At 68.7% G+C, this 16650-nt stretch carries 18 protein-coding genes; 9 read left to right on the top strand and 9 right to left on the bottom strand.

Features of this window, described 5'->3' with window-relative positions:
* Positions 1-2: 2 nt before the first annotated feature.
* On the bottom strand, positions 3-800 hold the full coding sequence (locus ACFWUU_RS07495) for an SDR family oxidoreductase (RefSeq protein WP_380173553.1): 798 nt from the start codon (positions 798-800) through the stop codon (positions 3-5).
* 69 nt (positions 801-869) lie between these two features.
* Between ACFWUU_RS07495 and ACFWUU_RS07490 the strand changes: the two genes are divergently transcribed.
* From ACFWUU_RS07490 to ACFWUU_RS07480, 3 genes are read left to right on the top strand one after another with little or no spacing between them, the layout of a single operon-like run.
* Positions 870-1481 carry a TetR/AcrR family transcriptional regulator gene (locus ACFWUU_RS07490; protein ID WP_380173551.1) on the top strand — a complete coding sequence of 204 codons (612 nt, stop codon included), beginning with the start codon at positions 870-872 and terminating at the stop codon, positions 1479-1481.
* 16 nt (positions 1482-1497) lie between these two features.
* Entirely contained in the window at positions 1498-2619 is a 1122-nt protein-coding gene (prfB, locus tag ACFWUU_RS07485) for a peptide chain release factor 2 (protein ID WP_137253138.1), read from the top strand.
* Positions 2603-3346 carry a pentapeptide repeat-containing protein gene (locus ACFWUU_RS07480; protein ID WP_380173549.1) on the top strand — a complete coding sequence of 248 codons (744 nt, stop codon included), beginning with the start codon at positions 2603-2605 and terminating at the stop codon, positions 3344-3346. The genes prfB and ACFWUU_RS07480 overlap by 17 nt, the downstream gene beginning before the upstream one ends.
* Before the next feature lie 57 nt (positions 3347-3403).
* On the opposite strand, the gene ACFWUU_RS07475 is transcribed toward ACFWUU_RS07480, so the two are convergent.
* Complete coding sequence (locus ACFWUU_RS07475) at positions 3404-5731, bottom strand: polysaccharide lyase 8 family protein (protein WP_380173547.1); 2328 nt, start codon at positions 5729-5731, stop codon at positions 3404-3406.
* 126 nt (positions 5732-5857) lie between these two features.
* Between ACFWUU_RS07475 and ACFWUU_RS07470 the strand changes: the two genes are divergently transcribed.
* A complete protein-coding gene (locus ACFWUU_RS07470; RefSeq protein ID WP_380173545.1) occupies positions 5858-6862 on the top strand; it encodes a GntR family transcriptional regulator in 1005 nt (334 codons plus the stop codon).
* Here the strand turns inward: ACFWUU_RS07470 and ACFWUU_RS07465 are convergent.
* A complete protein-coding gene (locus ACFWUU_RS07465; protein ID WP_380173543.1) occupies positions 6859-8286 on the bottom strand; it encodes an MFS transporter in 1428 nt (475 codons plus the stop codon). The genes ACFWUU_RS07470 and ACFWUU_RS07465 overlap by 4 nt on opposite strands.
* 101 nt (positions 8287-8387) lie before the next feature.
* Between ACFWUU_RS07465 and ACFWUU_RS07460 the strand changes: the two genes are divergently transcribed.
* Positions 8388-9251 carry a helix-turn-helix transcriptional regulator gene (locus tag ACFWUU_RS07460; protein WP_380173541.1) on the top strand — a complete coding sequence of 288 codons (864 nt, stop codon included), beginning with the start codon at positions 8388-8390 and terminating at the stop codon, positions 9249-9251.
* On the opposite strand, the gene ACFWUU_RS07455 is transcribed toward ACFWUU_RS07460, so the two are convergent.
* Entirely contained in the window at positions 9248-10156 is a 909-nt protein-coding gene (locus ACFWUU_RS07455) for a LysR family transcriptional regulator (protein ID WP_137253143.1), read from the bottom strand. The two genes, ACFWUU_RS07460 and ACFWUU_RS07455, sit on opposite strands and share 4 nt — an antisense overlap.
* Before the next feature lie 73 nt (positions 10157-10229).
* Between ACFWUU_RS07455 and ACFWUU_RS07450 the strand changes: the two genes are divergently transcribed.
* Positions 10230-11132, top strand: a complete 903-nt coding sequence (locus tag ACFWUU_RS07450; RefSeq protein ID WP_380173540.1) for an EamA family transporter — start codon at positions 10230-10232, stop codon at positions 11130-11132.
* On the opposite strand, the gene ACFWUU_RS07445 is transcribed toward ACFWUU_RS07450, so the two are convergent.
* From ACFWUU_RS07445 to ACFWUU_RS07435, 3 genes are read right to left on the bottom strand one after another with little or no spacing between them, the layout of a single operon-like run.
* Positions 11121-11762, bottom strand: a complete 642-nt coding sequence (locus ACFWUU_RS07445; protein WP_380173538.1) for a flavin reductase family protein — start codon at positions 11760-11762, stop codon at positions 11121-11123. The genes ACFWUU_RS07450 and ACFWUU_RS07445 overlap by 12 nt on opposite strands.
* A gap of 36 nt (positions 11763-11798) precedes the next feature.
* Positions 11799-12476: a TIGR03943 family putative permease subunit gene (locus ACFWUU_RS07440; protein WP_380173536.1), complete on the bottom strand. Its 678-nt coding sequence runs from the start codon at positions 12474-12476 to the stop codon at positions 11799-11801.
* Positions 12473-13447 (bottom strand): permease, encoded by a 975-nt coding sequence (locus ACFWUU_RS07435; RefSeq protein ID WP_380173534.1) that lies wholly within the window; start codon positions 13445-13447, stop codon positions 12473-12475. Before ACFWUU_RS07435 ends, ACFWUU_RS07440 begins: the two co-directional genes overlap by 4 nt.
* Positions 13448-13519: 72 nt before the next feature.
* Between ACFWUU_RS07435 and ACFWUU_RS07430 the strand changes: the two genes are divergently transcribed.
* Positions 13520-14704: a serpin family protein gene (locus ACFWUU_RS07430; protein WP_380173532.1), complete on the top strand. Its 1185-nt coding sequence runs from the start codon at positions 13520-13522 to the stop codon at positions 14702-14704.
* Here ACFWUU_RS07430 and ACFWUU_RS07425 read toward each other — a convergent pair.
* Together ACFWUU_RS07425 and ACFWUU_RS07420 are read right to left on the bottom strand one after the other, a co-directional pair.
* A complete protein-coding gene (locus ACFWUU_RS07425) occupies positions 14685-15233 on the bottom strand; it encodes a TetR/AcrR family transcriptional regulator (protein WP_380173530.1) in 549 nt (182 codons plus the stop codon). The genes ACFWUU_RS07430 and ACFWUU_RS07425 overlap by 20 nt on opposite strands.
* Entirely contained in the window at positions 15208-15639 is a 432-nt protein-coding gene (locus tag ACFWUU_RS07420; RefSeq protein WP_380173528.1) for an SRPBCC family protein, read from the bottom strand. The genes ACFWUU_RS07425 and ACFWUU_RS07420 overlap by 26 nt, the downstream gene beginning before the upstream one ends.
* A gap of 84 nt (positions 15640-15723) precedes the next feature.
* Between ACFWUU_RS07420 and ACFWUU_RS07415 the strand changes: the two genes are divergently transcribed.
* The gene (locus tag ACFWUU_RS07415) at positions 15724-15918 is read left to right on the top strand and encodes a hypothetical protein (RefSeq protein ID WP_137253151.1); all 195 of its coding nucleotides are present in this window, start codon (positions 15724-15726) and stop codon (positions 15916-15918) included.
* Between the two features lies 1 nt (position 15919).
* Positions 15920-16597 carry a PhzF family phenazine biosynthesis protein gene (locus tag ACFWUU_RS07410; protein WP_380173526.1) on the top strand — a complete coding sequence of 226 codons (678 nt, stop codon included), beginning with the start codon at positions 15920-15922 and terminating at the stop codon, positions 16595-16597.
* Positions 16598-16650 lie beyond the last annotated feature (53 nt).

Below are 16650 nucleotides of genomic sequence, written 5' to 3'. Positions count from 1 at the left end.
GGTCAGAACAGCCCGGGGTTGTCGGTCAGCCAGGTCGTGAAGGTGCGGCCTGTGTGGCCGGTGAGCAGCTCGACGCCGGGCTCGATCCGCTGAGGTGAGCCGACACGCGACTTCCAGTAAGCCATCAGCGTCTCCCGCTGCCCCTCGTCACGCATCCGCAGTTCCCCGCGCGCTTCTTCTGGGCTGAGGTCAACAGCCTCGATCGGTACGCCGGTGGTCGCGGTGATGAGCCCGATCTGGTGCCGGCGCGTCATCGATTCCGGACCGGTCAGCGGATACCCGCGACCGTCATGCCCGTTCCCGGGCCCGTCCAGGAGGACCCGGATCGCCGCGTCCGCGATGTCCTGCTCGTGGATCGGCGCCTCCTCCGCATCGAGGTAGGGGAGCCGGATCTGACCGATCGCCCGGACCTGATGCGCCCAGTGCCTCGTGTTGCTCATGAACGCACCAGGCTCGAGACAAGTCGTCGCATACGACCCGTCGGCGATCACCTGCTCGGTCTTCGCATGCGGATCCTCGGGACCGTCGAGCGACGACAGCGACGAGAGCAGCACGACCTGCTTCACCCCGGCAGCCTCGGCTGCGGCCGCGAAGGCGGGTGCCGTCGACGGGTCGGAGTACAGGAAGACCTGGCTGATGTCGGCCAGGGCGGGTGCGGGGTCGGCGGGGTCGTAGCCGACCGCCGACGGGAGGGCAGAGGGTTCGCGGCTGGCGACGCGGACGTCGTGGCCGGCCGCGATCAGACCCGCGGTGACGGCGCGGGCGATCGCGCCGCGGCCGCCGGTGACGAGAATTGTCATTGGATATGCTCCAAAGATGTAGTGACTACATGATTGGATTCAGTAAAGCAGGTGCTCTACGGTGTGGCAATGGAGGTCGGGCGGCGGGAGCGCAAGAAGCAGCAGACGCGGCACGCCATCTCGGATGTGGCGACGCGGCTGTTCCTCGAGCGCGGATTCGACGCGGTCACGGTCGCGGAGGTGGCGCGCGCGGCCGATGTCGCCGTGCAGACGGTGTTCAACCACTTCCCGGCGAAGGAGGATCTGTTCTTCGACGAGTCGGGGTGGTGGCTGGGGCCGGCGCAGGCGATCCGGGAGGCGCCGGCGGATGCGGATCCGGTCGATGTGCTGGAGGCGCATTACCTGGCCGGGACGCGGGATCGGTTCGAGGTCGGGCATCTGGCGACCTGGAAGCAGTTCGTCCGCACGATCGAGAACAGCCCGGCATTGGAGGCACGTCGGCGGTTGCAGGCCGCCGAGCTCGAGACCACGCTCGCCGCGGCGCTCGACGAACGGGCCCCCGATCACCTGCGCAACAGGCTGATCGCGGCGCAGTACGCCGCCGCGCAGAAGGTGCTCGAGGAACACCTGATGCGCATCCTGCCCGACGACGCATCTGCGCAGGAGCTCGCCGCCGCGCAAACCGGGCTCGAGCAGGCGGTCGCCCAGATCTTCGGCGTTCTTCGTCGAGGTCTCGCCTGAGGTACGCTGTTTCGTTGTGGCTGGACTGGATTTTGACGCGGAGCTGAAGCAGCTCGACGTGACGATGACCTCGATCGAGAAAGTGCTTGATCTCCCCGCACTGCGCAAGGAGATCGACGAGCTCGGCGAGCAGGTCGCTGCGCCCGATCTCTGGGACGACCAGGCGAACGCGCAGAAGGTGACGTCGCGGCTTTCCGGCCTGCAGTCCGACGTGGAGCGGGTGACTGCGCTCCGCAGCCGGCTCGACGACCTCGGCGCGCTGATCGAGCTCGGCCGCGAGGCGAACGACGCCGAAACCCTGGCCGAGGCGGAGAAGGATCTCGGCCCGCTGGGCAAGGCGATCCAGTCCCTCGAGGTCCGCACGTTGTTGTCCGGCGAGTACGACGAGCGCGAGGCGCTGGTGACGATCCGCTCCGGCGCGGGCGGTGTGGACGCGGCGGACTTCGCCGAGATGCTGCAGCGGATGTACCTGCGCTGGGCCGAGCGCCACGGCTACCCGACCGAGGTCTACGACACGTCGTACGCCGAAGAGGCCGGGCTCAAGTCGACCACGTTCGGGGTCAAGGCGCCGTACGCGTACGGCACGCTGAGTGTCGAGTCGGGGACGCACCGGCTGGTGCGGATCTCGCCGTTCGACAACCAGGGTCGCCGGCAGACGTCGTTCGCCGCGGTCGAGGTGGTCCCGGTGCTCGAGCAGACCGACGAGATCGACGTACCGGAAGAAGAGCTGCGGATCGACGTGTATCGGTCGTCCGGTCCGGGTGGTCAGAGCGTCAACACCACCGACTCTGCGGTCCGGATCACGCACATCCCGACCGGCACCGTGGTCTCGTGCCAGAACGAGAAGTCCCAGCTGCAGAACAAGGCCAGCGCGATGGTCATCCTGAAGGCCAAGCTGCTCGCGCTGAAGAAGGCCGAGGAGCGGGCCCAGCTGGACGCGCTGCGCGGCGACGTGGCCGGTTCGTGGGGCGACCAGATGCGCTCGTACGTCCTGCACCCGTACCAGATGGTGAAGGACCTGCGGACGCAGTACGAGTCCGGTAACACGTCCGGGGTCTTCGACGGCGAGATCGACGAGTTCATCGAGGCCGGCATCCGCTGGCGCCGTACCGGCCACACGGTTGCCGAACAGAACTGACCTCCGCGCCGACTGCGGTAGTTGCGTCGGCCTGTGCTGTGTCGTGCTGACCCTCACCAGGTCGGCGGACTTCGCAATCGACAAACCCGCCGGCGAAGCCTGCCCGAACCTGGCCGACGACCACCGCTGCACCATCCACGGTGAGCTGCGGACCAAGGGATTCCCGGGCTGCACGGTCTACGACTGCTTCGGAGCCGGGCAGGAGCTCACCCGGCGTGGCCGGCCCGGGGCGGAGCTGCCGATCCTCCGGCAGCTGCACGAGCTGCTCTGGTACCTGACCGAAGCCCTTAAATACAACGAGAATCTGCAGCCGGCCATCGACAGAGTCGCAGCCGTCAGCCGTACGGCGGACCTCACGACCGTCGATGTCGCCGCCGAGCGAGCCGTCGTCAACGAACTGCTGCTGGAGATCAGCCGGCAGGTCCGCGGCAAACAGCCCAAGAAGAAAGAACGCCGCGGCGCGGACCTGATCGGGGCCCGCCTCCGCGGCGCCGACCTCGCCAGGGCCAACCTGCGCGGCGCCTACCTGATCGCCGCGGATCTGCGCGACGCCGATCTACGGCAGGCCGACCTGATCGGCGCCGATCTCCGCGACGCCGATCTCCGCGGCGCCGACCTCACCGGCGCGCTGTTCCTCACCCAGTCCCAGGTGAACGCGGCCCGCGGCGACCAGGCAACCAAGCTGCCACGCGGCCTCGAGCGCCCGGCGCACTGGTCACAGGCCTAGCGCCGCACTGGGCGCAGGTCTAGCGACGCGGTCGTCACAGCCTTGGCGCCGCAGCCGTCACAGTCGCAGCGTCACGTATCTCGTCGCGCCTGCTGCTCCGGTCACATCGACGGTCACGTCCGCCCCGAGCAACGTGCGGCGTACGGTCACGCCGTCGTCCGCGCTCACCAGTCGCGTACCAGGCGCCAGCACTTGCAGGCGAATCGAGGTCGCGAGCTGGGTCGGGTCCGAGATCCCGAGCTGCACAGTCCGCCCGTCGATCCGGCGGATGACCGAGCAGGGGTTGTGGGCGATCAGCCCGCCCACCTGTCCGGCCTGCCAGAAGTTCGCCAGCGTCAGGCCGAGCTTCGGTTCGAGCACCGCCTGCACCGTCGAGTTGTTGCCGAGGACAACGACACCAGGATTCCGCGACAACGCCTTCGTTCGCGCGGCCGTCGCACCCGGAACGAGCAGATAGCTGTACGACGCCTCGCTCGGATCGATGCCGTGATCCAGCCACATGGTCAGGTAGCGCCGGGTGATCGCCCCGATCGGACCGCCGGTGTTGACGTCCCGCCACTGACCCGCTCGAGCCTCGCGCCGCAGCTGGAGGTCCGCTCCGCTGAGGAACACGTAGCCTGCGACATCTTCCACGTGTGCCCAGCGCGCGTCGGAGACCGTTGCCGACTGCCCCAACTCCGGCACCTGCGCAGAGCCGTTGACAATCAGCACATTGTCGCCATCGCTGTGCAGGTTCCGGTTCTCGACAACCGTCTCGACCGGATACCCGCTGCTCCCGGTGATCCCAGCGCCCAGCGCAACGATGCCGGAATCCAAACAGAACCACGATTTGTGCGCACGCATCGGCGAGCTGGGACCCTGCAGGTCCTGGCCGATCGCGGCGTACCCGTCGAGGGTGCTGCCGCCGACCCAGCTCGTGGTCGGTCGCGCCGCGCCCCATTCACCACCCGACTTCGGTGCGAGCGGCAACTTGTCCACAGTGGTTCCCGGCAGCCGGTAGCGATCCACGGTCGGCCAGAACGCATCGGCGTACTGCCCGTTGTCGTGGTCGTACAGGTAGGTCATCCCGGACCCGGCGTGCCAGCCCTCGTTGTTCTCGCCGTTCCCGCACTCGTAGTACGCGATCCGGCGGCTGGCCATCGAGATCGAGTACGCCCAGCCGGAGCGGCGGTGCACGGACCGGTCCATGCTCGCGAACAGCGTGTGCCCGTCCGCCTCGGCGGCCGGCTGCACGCCCTGCACGGACTTGATCAGCGCCACCCGCGGAATGCTTGCCCCTGACAACATGTTCCCGAACGTGTCGCGCTGCAACCAGCCCGCGACCGCGGCGCGCCACGGGCCGGCGAGCGAGGCGTCGACACCGGCCGCCAGACGCAGGATCGCCTCGGCGGCGATGTAGGCGTCGTCGTGGTCGGACTCGGTGTTCCGCGACACCGCGCGCCCGCGGACGAAGTCCATCATCCGCAGGTCGTGGACGACCGGCAGGAACGTCTTCGCGACCGAGTCGAACAGGATCTGCCGCTTCGGGTCGGTCACCGCCCACGGCGAGTCGGCCAGCAGCGCGAGCAGTTTGCCGATGCCGCCCAGCAACACCTGGCCGTACGTGCCGGTGTACGCGACCCAGGTGTGCTGGACGAACGAGCCGTCGCGGTAGAACCCGTCGCCGGTGGTCACGTACTGCCAGACGTCGCTGAGGCCGTCCCGTGCGTGCACCAGCTTGGCCTCATCCTCGGTGACGAGCGAGCGGACGATCGTCGCCTGGCACAGGTCGACCCGGTTGGCTCCGGTCGATACGACTGCGCGGGCGGGCGGGAACATCAGGTACGGGTCCGGCACGAAGTGGTCGATCGCGGCGCAGTACCGCTGCCGGGCCTCGGCCGGGAGTTCGTCGTACAGCAGGACCATGACGTTCGCGAGCGGACGGGTCGCGCCGATCTCCCACGACCACCAGTTGCCGAACTCGGCCTGGCCGGGGTTGTAGATGAGCTGGTCCATCGATTCCAGCGCGGCCTGGATGTCAGCGAGCAAGCTCGCGGATCCCTGGTACTGCGAGCCCGGTGTGGCCCACGCGGTCGCGAGTTGCTCGAGGCGGACGTACGTGTTGGCAACCGAGGGATCGGCGGTGAGTGGGTAGTCGGTGAAGACCTGCGTGCGCGACGCCGAGCGGTCGAGCTTCGCGAGCGAGGTGGCGACGCCGGTGTCGAGGCGGCCGAGGGCGGCGCGGAAATCCGCGTCGGCGGGGTCGAGTTGCGCACCGCCGGTGAGGGCATCGGCCCACTTGGAGCGCAGTGCGCCGAAGTCGGCGGGGGTGGCGAAGGAGGGCAGATCGAGTGTCATGGCGGCGGCGGTTGCGGTCGAGGCGGCCAGGAATGTCCTGCGTTTCATGATGTCTCCTGCAGTGGTGGCGGAATCACTGAGGGCTGCTGACGAATGAGTCTGTGCCAAGTCATTCCCTGGGTCAACAGATTCATAGGAATGAATTTCCTGAGATCGGCCGGTAGAGTCAGCGCCGTGACTGAGGTCGTCCGCGGGCAGAAGGCCCGGCAGCTGGCCGCCGAGCTGCGCCGCGGAATCGCCGAGCTGCGCTGGCCGGGCGGCAAGCTGCCAACCGAGCAACAGCTGGCCAGCGAACAAGGCGTCAGCCTCAACACGGTCCGCCGTGCGGTCGATCTGCTGGTGCAGGACGGGCTGGTCTACCGGCGCCAGGGCTCCGGGATGTACATCTCGAGCCCGAGCACCGGGCCGCTGATCGGCGTCGCCGTACCGTCGATGACGTACTACTACCCGCGGATCATCGTCGGCATCGAACGCGAGCTGGCCAAGCACGGCGCGCAGATGCTGCTGCGCAGTACCGAGTGGGACTCAGCCGAAACCACACTGGCGATCGACGGCCTGGTGGGTGCCGGCGTGGCCGGGCTGATCGTCGCGCCGGACACGGCCGAGTTCGAGGAGCTGGACCTGCCGGTGGTGCTCGTCGAGCGCGGGCTGGAAGACCCGGCGACACTGCACGAGTTCGTCGGCACCAACCACGCGGCCGGGGCGCGGTTGGCACTGAAGTACCTGAAGGAGCTCGGCCACACCCGGATCAGCTATCTCGAACGCACCAGCCCGCACACCGCGCCCCAGGTGCGCTCCGGGCTGGGGGACGTACCCGTGCTGAGCCGTGTGCTCGACCGCTGGACCCGTGCGGATGCCGAGCGCTTCCTGGCCGACGTACGGCGGGAGCGCGTCACCGCCGTGATCTGCTTCGCGGACCGCGAGGCCAACCTGCTCCTCAACGTCGCGCTGGCGCTGGGCATCGACGTACCGGGGGAGTTGTCGGTGATCAGCTACGACGACGAGATCGCCGAGCTGGCCGACGTACCGCTGACCGCGGTGTCGCCGGCGAAGCTGGAGGTCGGTCGCCGGGCAGTCGACGTACTCCGGGCCCGTTTGGCGGACCCGGAGTCACCCCGACGGCAGGAGTCGCTCGTCCCACGGCTGATGGTCCGCGAATCGACCGGACCGGTGTCTTAGCGACTGCGGAGCTGGCTGGTCACCGGAGTCATCAGCAGCGAGATCGCCGTGATGGCCAGCGCCACCGCGGCCAGTGCGCCGCCCTGGCCCCAGGAGCTGCCTGCCAGAGACAGGTACGCCGTACCGACCGTGGCTGCGCCTAGTGCGAGGCAGGTCTGCTGGCTGGTGAGCAGGATGCCGCTGCCGAGACCTGCTTGCGCTGCGGGGACCTGGCCGAGCACCACACCCATCAGCGGGACCATGACCAGGCCGGAGCCGAAACCTGCGATCAGCATCGGCAGCGCGAGCTTCAGCGGGTTCACGTCCGGCCACAGGGTGAGCGCCGCCACCGCGAGTACGGCGTACCCGATGCCCTGGATGATCCAGCCGCGCACGATCAGGCCGGCGCCGTACCGCACCTGCAGACGCGGGCCGTAGATCGAGGTGATCAGGAACCCGACCGCCATCGGCAGCAGGCTCAGACCGCCTTCGAGCGGGGACATGTGCGCCTCGCCCTGGGTGGCGAGCGCGAACACGAACATGAAGCCGCCGAACGTGGTGAAGAACGCCACCGCCAGCAGCAGACCGATCCGCATCGCCCGCAGCCGCAGTACCGTCGGCGGGATCAGCGGAGACCTGCTAGCCCGCTCCGACCGGTGCTGGTGCACGCCAAGCGCGGCCACTGCCGGAATCGTCGCTGCGAGGCAGAGCCAGGTCCAGAGCGGCCAGCCGAGCGGCCTGCCCTCGGTGAGCGGCAGGAGTAGGAGCACCAGCGTCAGCGCGAGCAGTGCGGCTCCGACGAGGTCGACACGCTGGGCCTTGCCGGCCTTGGTCTCGGGGATCAGCCGACTGGCCGCAATCACGCCCAGAACGCCGACCGGCACGTTGACGAGGAACACGGCCCGCCAGCCGAGGCCGGACACATTCGCCTCGACGAGTACGCCGCCGAGGATCTGGCCGAGCGCCGCCGCCGCACCGCCGGCCACGCCGTACATGGCCATGGCGCGGGCGCGGTGCTCGCCGGTGAGCAGGCTGGTGATCGTCGCCAGCACCTGCGGGGTGACGGCCGCGCCGGCAGCGCCCTGCGCGACCCGGGCGACCAGAAGCACGCCGATGCTCGGGGCGATCGCACAGATCAGCGACATGATGGTGAAGCCGATCAGGCCGATGAGGAACAGGCGTTTGCGGCCGAAGGTGTCGCCGAGGCGACCGCCGACCACGAGCAGGGTGGCGACAGCGATGCCGTAGCTGCCGACCACCAGTTGGAGTTCGCCGGACGATGCCCGCAGGTCGGAGCCGATCGCGGGCAGGGCGACGTTGATGACGAAGAAGGAGAGCATCGGCAGGAAGGCGCCGAAGATCAGAGTCGTGAGTGCCACCGGCTTCAGCGCGGCTTGCGGCCGGGCGTCGACCGGAAGGGCGGTGGCTTGGAGCTGGTCTGTCATGCGTCCAGCCTGGACGGAGACCGAGCCTGGTGGTGAGAGCCTGCTTATCCTATTACTGACAGCACCTGGCACCAGGATCGATCCATGCCCATGATGGAACCATGACCACTCTGCCAGTCGCCACCGACAGAGCCGACCGGACTGTGCCGGCCCAGCGGCGAGAGCTCGGGGTGTTCCTGCGCAGCCGGCGGGAGCGGATCCGGCCGGACGAGGTCGGCTTCGCTCCGGGCGGCCGACGCCGTACGCCGGGACTGCGCCGCGAGGAGGTCGCGCTGCTCGCCGGGGTCGGCGTCACCTGGTACACCTGGCTCGAGCAGGGTCGCGATATCAACGTGTCCGCCCAGGTCCTGGATGCGATCGCGACGGCGCTGCGGTTCGACCGCCAGGAGCGCAATCACCTGTACCGGCTGGCCGGGGTCCGGGTCGGTCCCGCGCAAGGGGCGTGCTCGGCCTTGCCGCCGACGGTGCAGAAGACGCTCGACGCGGTCTCGCCGTACCCGGCGCTGGCGCTCAACGACCGGTACGACATCCTCGCGTTCAACGACGCGTACTGCCGGGTCGTCATCGACCTGGAGAAGGTGCCGGTCGAGGACCGGAACATGCTCTGGCTGAACTTCGTGTCGAACGCGTGGAAGTGCAGTTTCGTCGACGCCGAGTCGACCAAGCACCACATGGTCGCGGCGTTCCGCGCGGCCTCGGCCGATCATGTCGGCGACGCGCTCTGGCAGGACCTGATCCAGAGCCTGCTCAGCACCTCGCCGTACTTCGGGGAGCTGTGGGAGCGGTACGACGTCGACGCGCCGAGCACCCGGACGAAGGTGCTGGACGTCGACGGCCACGGCATCCTGCGGATCGAGCCGATCAACCTGTGGCTGTCGCAGCTCGGCCCCCTGCGGGTGACGGTGTACACGGCACTCGACGATGAGACCGAGACCAAGCTCCGGCAGATCGTGAAGCCGGGTTAGGCCGTGTCGCGGTCGGGCCAGGCGGCCTTGAGGGTTTCCAGCGTCACGCTGATCGCCGGCCGCCGTGAGGTGGTCGTGCGCCAGACGGCGTAGAGCCGGCGGGTCGGCGCAGGCTGGAGCGGTACGACGACCACGCCGTCGGGGACGGCGCCGCGGCCGAGGCGCGGGAGCAGGCCGATACCGATGCCGCGGGCAAGCATCGCGAGCTGGGTCTGGTACTCCGCGACCGAGTACGCGACGTCCGGCTCGACGCCGGCGCGACGCATCGTCCGGATCAGCCACTCGTGGCAGATCGAGCCGACCGGCTGGCAGATCCAGCGTTCTCCGACCAGGTCCTCCGCGCGGACGAACTCCTTGCCGGCAAGGCGATGCGACGCCGGCACCAGTACGTCGGCCGGATCCGAGCCGAGCTTCACCCGCGACAATCCCTCCGGCAAGGCGAGTGGCGTGTTCTGCCAGTCGTGCACGATCGCGATGTCGATCTCGCCGCGATTGACCCCAGCCACTGCCTCGAACGGATCGGTCTCCTGGACCCGAACGTCGAGCCCGTCGTGGTCGCGGACCAGCCGCGCCAGCGCCGACGGCAGCAGGCCGCGCGCCGCGGTCGGGAACGCGGCGATGCTCAGCGTCCCGATGACCTGTCCGCGCTGTTCATCCAACGTCAGCTCGGCGTCCTCGACCAGCGCGAGGATCCGGGCTGCCGTCGCCGCGAGCTGCTGGGCCGCGTCGGTCAGCACGATCCCGCGGCCCTGACGCTCGACCAACGTCGTCCGCGTCTCCCGCTCGAGCTTCGCCAACTGCTGCGACACCGCCGAGGGTGTGTAGCCGAGCACCTCGGCCGCCCGGTTGACCGAGCCGTACTGCGCGACCGCGTGCAACGCGCGCAGCCGACCGAGATCGATCATGTAGCACTCCTACATTGAAGACGGTAGAAATCGGTGCTGGTCCTTAAGTGTACCGCCACCCACACTGGACCGTATGAAGCCTCGTGACCTGCTCCTCGCGCTCGCCGTCGTCGTTGTCTGGGGCATCAACTTCGTCATCATCGAGGTCGGTCTGGAGGGCGTGCCGCCGCTGCTGCTGTCCGCGCTGCGGTTCTTCTTCGCCGCCGTACCGGCGATCTTCCTGCTCGGCAAACCCCGCGTGCCCTGGCGCTACGTCGTCGGCGTCGGGCTCGCGCTCGGCGTCGCGAAGTTCGGGCTGCTGTTCATCGCGATGGATCACGGCGTACCCGCCGGCCTGTCGTCGCTCGTGCTGCAGGCGCAGGTGATCTTCACGGTCCTGTTCGCGATCGCCGTACTGCGGGAACGCCCGCGGCCGGCGCAGCTGATCGGCATCGTGATCGCCTGCGTCGGGATCGCGCTGATCGTGCTCGACCGCAAGCTCTCCGCCCCGCTCGGCGCGCTGGTCCTCGTGATCGTCGCGGCCGGTTTCTGGGGCGTGTCGAACACGATCACCCGCTACGCCAAGCCGCCGGACACGCTGCGCTTCATGGTCTGGGTGAGCGCGGTTGCCGTCGTACCGCTGCTGATCCTGTCGCTGATCACCGAAGGACCGCACGCCGACGTGGACGCCGTACGCGACATCAACCTCAGCGGCATCGGCGCGATCGCGTACCTCGCCTTCGGCGCCACGCTGTTCGGCTTCGGCGTGTGGGGCTACCTGCTCCGGCAGTACGACGCCAGCACGGTCGCACCATTCTCGCTGCTGGTGCCGATCGTCGGGATGTCCGCGGCGTGGGTACTGCGTGGCGAGGCCGTCGGACTGCAGCAGGGGATCGCCGCGGTGCTGGTGATCGGCGGTATGGCCTGCACGATCGTCCGGCGCCGGACCCCGCGCGTGGTGGAGTCCGGCGATCCGGAACTGACGTCAGTCGCCTGACCCGACGGAGATCGGCATCGGCGGCATCTGCCAGCCGCGGGCGAGCGACGACGCGTACGCCGGGCTGCCGCCGGCGAAGTACTCGGTGAACTTCATGATCAGCGGATCCCACCGCAGCGGGTCGATGTAGCGGTCGTTGCTCATCAACAGGTCCTCGCGGACCCGGACCCGCTCGACCTTCATCTCCAGCGAGCACAGGTGCGAATCGGGCCCGCCGATCTCGTTGATCGCAACGACTCGGCCCTCGAGGTTGATCGGGCTCTCGAGGACGGAGTCCGGGCCTGCTCCACTCGGCTCGCGGGTGAGGCCGGCGGCGGCGAACTTGTCCGGCTCGTACCGGTAGCCGCGCGCTCGCTTCGCATCGGACATCTCCTGCGACCCGGTCAGCAAGGCAATGCGGTCGAGCGCGGCAACCATGTCCGGGTCGACCAGGTTCAGCACGATCTCCGGCCGCTCGACGAGGTTCTTCACGGTCTGCGCGCTTGTGCCCATCCCGAGCATGGCGGTGTATCCCAGCCACCACGCGGACGACATCGGGGCGAGGTTCGTGCTGCCGTCGGAGTTGAGGGAGCTGATCAGGACAACCGGGGTACCGAAGTACAGGACCTTCGGTTCGACAGTTCGCTTCATGAGGATGGAACGGTGTGGCGCCGAGATGTGTGAGGGCTACTCGTACGGGTTGACCGGCGCCGTCGTCGGGGTGATGGTCTCGACGGTCAGCGCGGCGACATCGCCGTCCACGCGTCTGGTCGGCTCGGCCCATTGGCCGGTGATCGTGACCCACTGGTTCTTCGGTGGTGCGGCTTGGCCACGGGCCTCGACCATGTACGCCGTACCGTCCGCGACGCAGCAGGTCAGGCCGATGCGGGTCACGTACCAGACGCCGTTCTTCGCCGGGGTGACGAAGCCGGTGAGCTTGAACGAGTGGCCTTTCATGCTGCTCTGCTCCCACACCGCCCAGACCGCGTAATCGCGGACCGCGAGGTTTGTGGGCTCCCTCGTGTTGCCGCCTAGCCAGGACGTGCCTTGGGACTCGGCCGGCTTCGCGGCGACCGGTGACTGGCGCTGAGCCGCGTCGGCGCCGAGGGCGGGCGGGTCGACGACGAGCAGTGCGAAGATCGGGACGAGGAGCAGCCAGGCCGTCCGCGGCAGCCCGTGCTCGTGGTCCTCACGACTCTTGATCAGCACGTCAGTGATTGCCAGTGCGATCAGGATCAGCCCCGCCGCCAGCAGCATCCACCGCATGCCCGGTTTGACGTAGCGCAGATAGGTCCCGGACGTCGCGAGCTGCATCACCGCGGCGCCCACGAACACCATCACCAGTCCGGCCACGCTCCGCTTCACAGCAACCACCACCCGACGAGCAGACTCGCAATCAGCGCGACCACGAAGGTCGCCGGCGCGAACCGTACGGCGAACCTCGGCCCGAACGTCCCGGTCTGCAAGGCGATCAGCTTCACGTCCACGATCGGACCGACCACCATGAACGCCAGCCGCGCGGTCAACGAGAACTGCGACAGACTCGCCGCCACGAATGCGTCCGCCTCGGAGCAGATCGCCAGCAGTACGGCGAGCAGCCCGAGGATCACCACCGACAGCAGCAGGTTCCCGGCGACGTGATCGAGCCACGTCCGCGGGACCACGACATTGAGCGTTGCCGCAGCGGCTGCGCCGATGACCAGGAAGCCGCCGGCGTGCAGGAAGTCGTGCAGCATCGCGGAGCGGAACACGTCGAACTTGCCCGCATCGTGCGCATGCCGGTTCTTCGGTGGCGTCATCCCCTTACCGGTCAACAAGTACAACCAGCCAAGGATCATCGACACCGCCAGCGACGTCACCGCGCGAGCGACCACCACCTTCGGCTGCCCGGGAAACGCGACCGCCGTCGATGTGAGCACGACCGGGTTGATGGCCGGCGCGGACAACAGGAACGCGATCGCGGCGGCCGGCGTGACGCCGCGATTCATCAACGCGGCCGACACCGGCACCGACGCACACTCGCACCCCGGCAGTACGACGCCGGACGCGCTGGCCACCGGCACCGCGAGGGCGGGGTTCTTGGGCAGCGCTTTGGCGAAGAACGAGGCCGGGACGAACGCGGTCAACGCGGCCGACAGCAGCACGCCGAGCACGAGGAACGGCATCGCCTGCACGGTCACGCCGACGAACATCGTCGCCCAGGTCCGGATCCCGTCCGCCGTGAACCAGCCGGACAAGATGCGCCGCCCGAACAGCGCAGTACCGACCAGCAGGATCAACGTCGCGGTGAACGCGATCGAGGATCCCGAGGACTCCTCCTGGTTGGCCGTGCTCATGGCGGAATGCTGGCAGAATTTCTTTGGAAATGAAAATCACCGTCATTGCGCGGTCTGTGGCAGTGTGGAGGTATGGACGCCGACATCGTGCGCGCAGTCAACGACCTCACCACCCGCTGGGCCACGAGCCTGCCGGCGGGTAACACCGTGGTGTCCGGGCTCGGGTTGTGGCCGCTCCTGGCGCTGCTGGCGACGGGCGCCGACGAGCCCGGTCGGAGCGAGCTGGCCGTGGCCGCCGGCGTGGACGCGGCGAACGGCTCGACCGACGCGATCCGGCTGATCGAGGCGATCGAAGAATCCGCCGACCTGCACGCCGCGCTCGGTGTGTGGGTGAGCGAGCAGTTGAAGCTCGCGGAGTCGTTCGATGCCGTGATGCCCGCGCCGCTCGTCGGCATGCTCACCGGCAACCCGAGCGTGGACAAGCCGAAGCTCGACGCCTGGGCCGCTGATCACACCGATGACCTGATCCGCGAGATGCCGCTCGAGCTGGACCCCGACGTACTCCTCGTGCTCGCGTCGGCCCTGCTGCTCCGCACGACCTGGGTCCGCCCGTTCACCGAGCAGGTACGCCACGTGCCGAACGGCCCGTGGATCGGTTCGTGGCACTGGCTGGAGCGCGTGGACTCCGACCTGGACGCCGTACGGCGGTATACGCATCCGACGGCCGCGTGGCTCACCGTTGTCACCGTCGCGGGTGACGCCGACGTGGATGTGCTTCTGGCGATCGGACAGCCGCAGACCTCGCGGGCGGACGTGTTGGCGGGGCTGCTGGACGTCGTCGCCCAACCCTACGGCGGCGAGTCCGGCCGGGCGCTGATCGACTTGGGGGAGCCTGGGGACGAAATCGCGCCTGGGGTGCGGATCGCGCAGACGACGTCGGCCCGTCCGGATCTGCGGGTTTCGTTGCCGTCGTTCAGCGTCGAGGTCGAGCACGACCTCATGCAGTCACGCGAGCTCTTCGGCCTGACCGCGGTCACGTCGGACCCGGGGGATCACGGGCACTTCAGCGCGCTCAGTCCGACGCCACTCCAAGTCGGGCAGGCGAAGCAGAAGGTGTTGGCCCGGTTCTTCGCGACCGGGTTCGAGGCCGCCGCCGTGACCGCGATGGCGATGACCCGCGCCGCGATGATCACGAGCAAGCAGCGTCGGCTCGACCTCGCGCTGGACCGGCCGTTCGCGTTCACCGCAGTACTGCGGGACTCGCGGCTGCCGATCGTGGCCGGCTGGGTCGAGACGCCTACTCAGCCGGGAGACTGAACAGCCGGTTGAGCAGCGCGGACGCCTCGTCGACGCCCGCGTGATCGCCCGTCAGCAGCAGATCGAACAGCAGACCGCGGGACGCCGCCAGACCGAGCCGCGCGTACGCCGGTGCCTCGTCGGCCGGCAGACCCGCGCGGACGCACAGCTCGATCAGCGGCGGCAGCCAGACGTTGATCAGGTCCGCCTTGAGCGACTCGGTGTGCGGCAGGTCCTGCATCGCGTGCGCACTGAGCTCGAAGAACAACGGGCCGTAGATCAGCGCCGCCTCGGTCACCCGGCGCCAGAACAGCTCGCTCTGCTCGGCGATCGGGAGATCGGTCGCCAGTACCTCGGCCAGCAGGTCGCGCTGTTGCTGCTCGACCGTGCGGACCACCTCGGCCAGCAACCCTTCGCGGGAGCCGAAGTGGTAGATCAGCATCCGGTGACTGGTGCCGACCGAGGTCGCGATACTGCGCAGGCTGGCGTCGCCGATCCCGTTCCTGGCGAAGTGTTCGACCGCGTCAGCGAGCAGACTCTCGCGACTCACTGATCTCCTTGAGCTTGGCCGTCTCGGTGGCGATGTAGCGCTTGGTCAGGCCCGCGTACAGCCTGCCGAAGAGCCAGCCGAGCGGTCCCTCCTGGATGATCGTCGCGGTCGCGACCGTGCCTTCCGGGGTCCTGATCACGCGGTGGCCGCCGGTCGTCTTGATCCCGGGCGCCTTCGAGACCCATTCGAAGTACTCGCCGTCCTTCAGCTCGGTCACCTCCCAGACGGCGACCGGGAGCTTGGGCTGCCGGATGCGGGTACGGGCGCCGATGTGGATGCGGCCCGCGTCGAGCCGCTCGACGGAATCGACGGTCGGGGTCCAGTCGGGCCACCGCTCGACGTCGCTGAAAACATCCCAGACCACCTCTGCTGAGGCCTGGATCGTGCTGGAGTGATCGAAGCGCATGTACCAAATGGTACATCAGGTCTGTGTGAGGCTTCGGCGGGCGGTCTGCCGGGCCGATCCCGGCGGCAGGTAGGGTCTTGGCCCATGGCTGACCAGAACGTCCCGCAGAACGTGGATAACGAGCAGGACCCGGGCGCGAACACGCAGATGTTCCGCGCGTTCGTCAACGAGGGCGCGACCGAGACGACCCGCGATCCCAAGATCAACGGCCGCGTGCTCGCCGTCATCGGCGCCGCCGTACTGCTGATCGCGGTAATCGCCGCCATCGCCGTCCTCTGATTTGACCGACCTGCACGTCGAGGTCGTCCGGGTCTTCACCGACCCCGACGGCCGATTCGGTAACCCCCTAGGCATCGTCGACGGCCGCCTCGTCCCACCCGCCGACCGCCAGCGTGTCGCCGCCGCCCTCGGCTACAGCGAGACGGTGTACGTCGACGACGCACCGACCGGCACCCTCCGCATCTACTCCGCCACCGCCGAGATGCCCTTCGCCGGCCACCCAACCGTCGGCGCAGCCGCCTGGCTCCACGCCACCGGCCACCCGGTCGACACCCTCCACGTCCCCGCCGGCGCCATCGCCGTCACCCGCAGCGACGACCTCTTCTCGGTCCGCGCCAACACCACCTGGGGCAGCACCTGGGACTGGCACCACCTCGCCTCACCCGAAGCAGTCCTCACCGCCGACCCCACGACGTACAACGCCGGCCACACCTTCCTCTGGTCCTGGCAGGACGAGCCCCGCGCCATCATCCGAGCCCGAGCCTTCGCCCCCGCAATGGGCGTCCCCGAAGACGAGGCCACCGGCTCCGCCGTAACCCAACTAACCGCCCAACTCACCCGCAACCTCCACGTCATCCAGGGCGCCGGTTCCCACCTCTACACGACCTACGAACCACCGACCCACGCCACTGTCGGCGGCCGGGTCCGGATCGGCAGCCCGCGCACCATCACGATCTGACCCCGATCCGGGCATCCGTTGACGGTTGGTACGGAACGGATAGAGCATGGGAC

This window comes from Kribbella sp. NPDC058693 (assembly GCF_042715335.1).
Lineage (GTDB): Bacteria > Actinomycetota > Actinomycetes > Propionibacteriales > Kribbellaceae > Kribbella > Kribbella jiaozuonensis.
The sequence above is the reverse complement of the archived record's forward strand: the minus strand, read 5'-3'. Positions and strand labels throughout refer to the sequence as shown.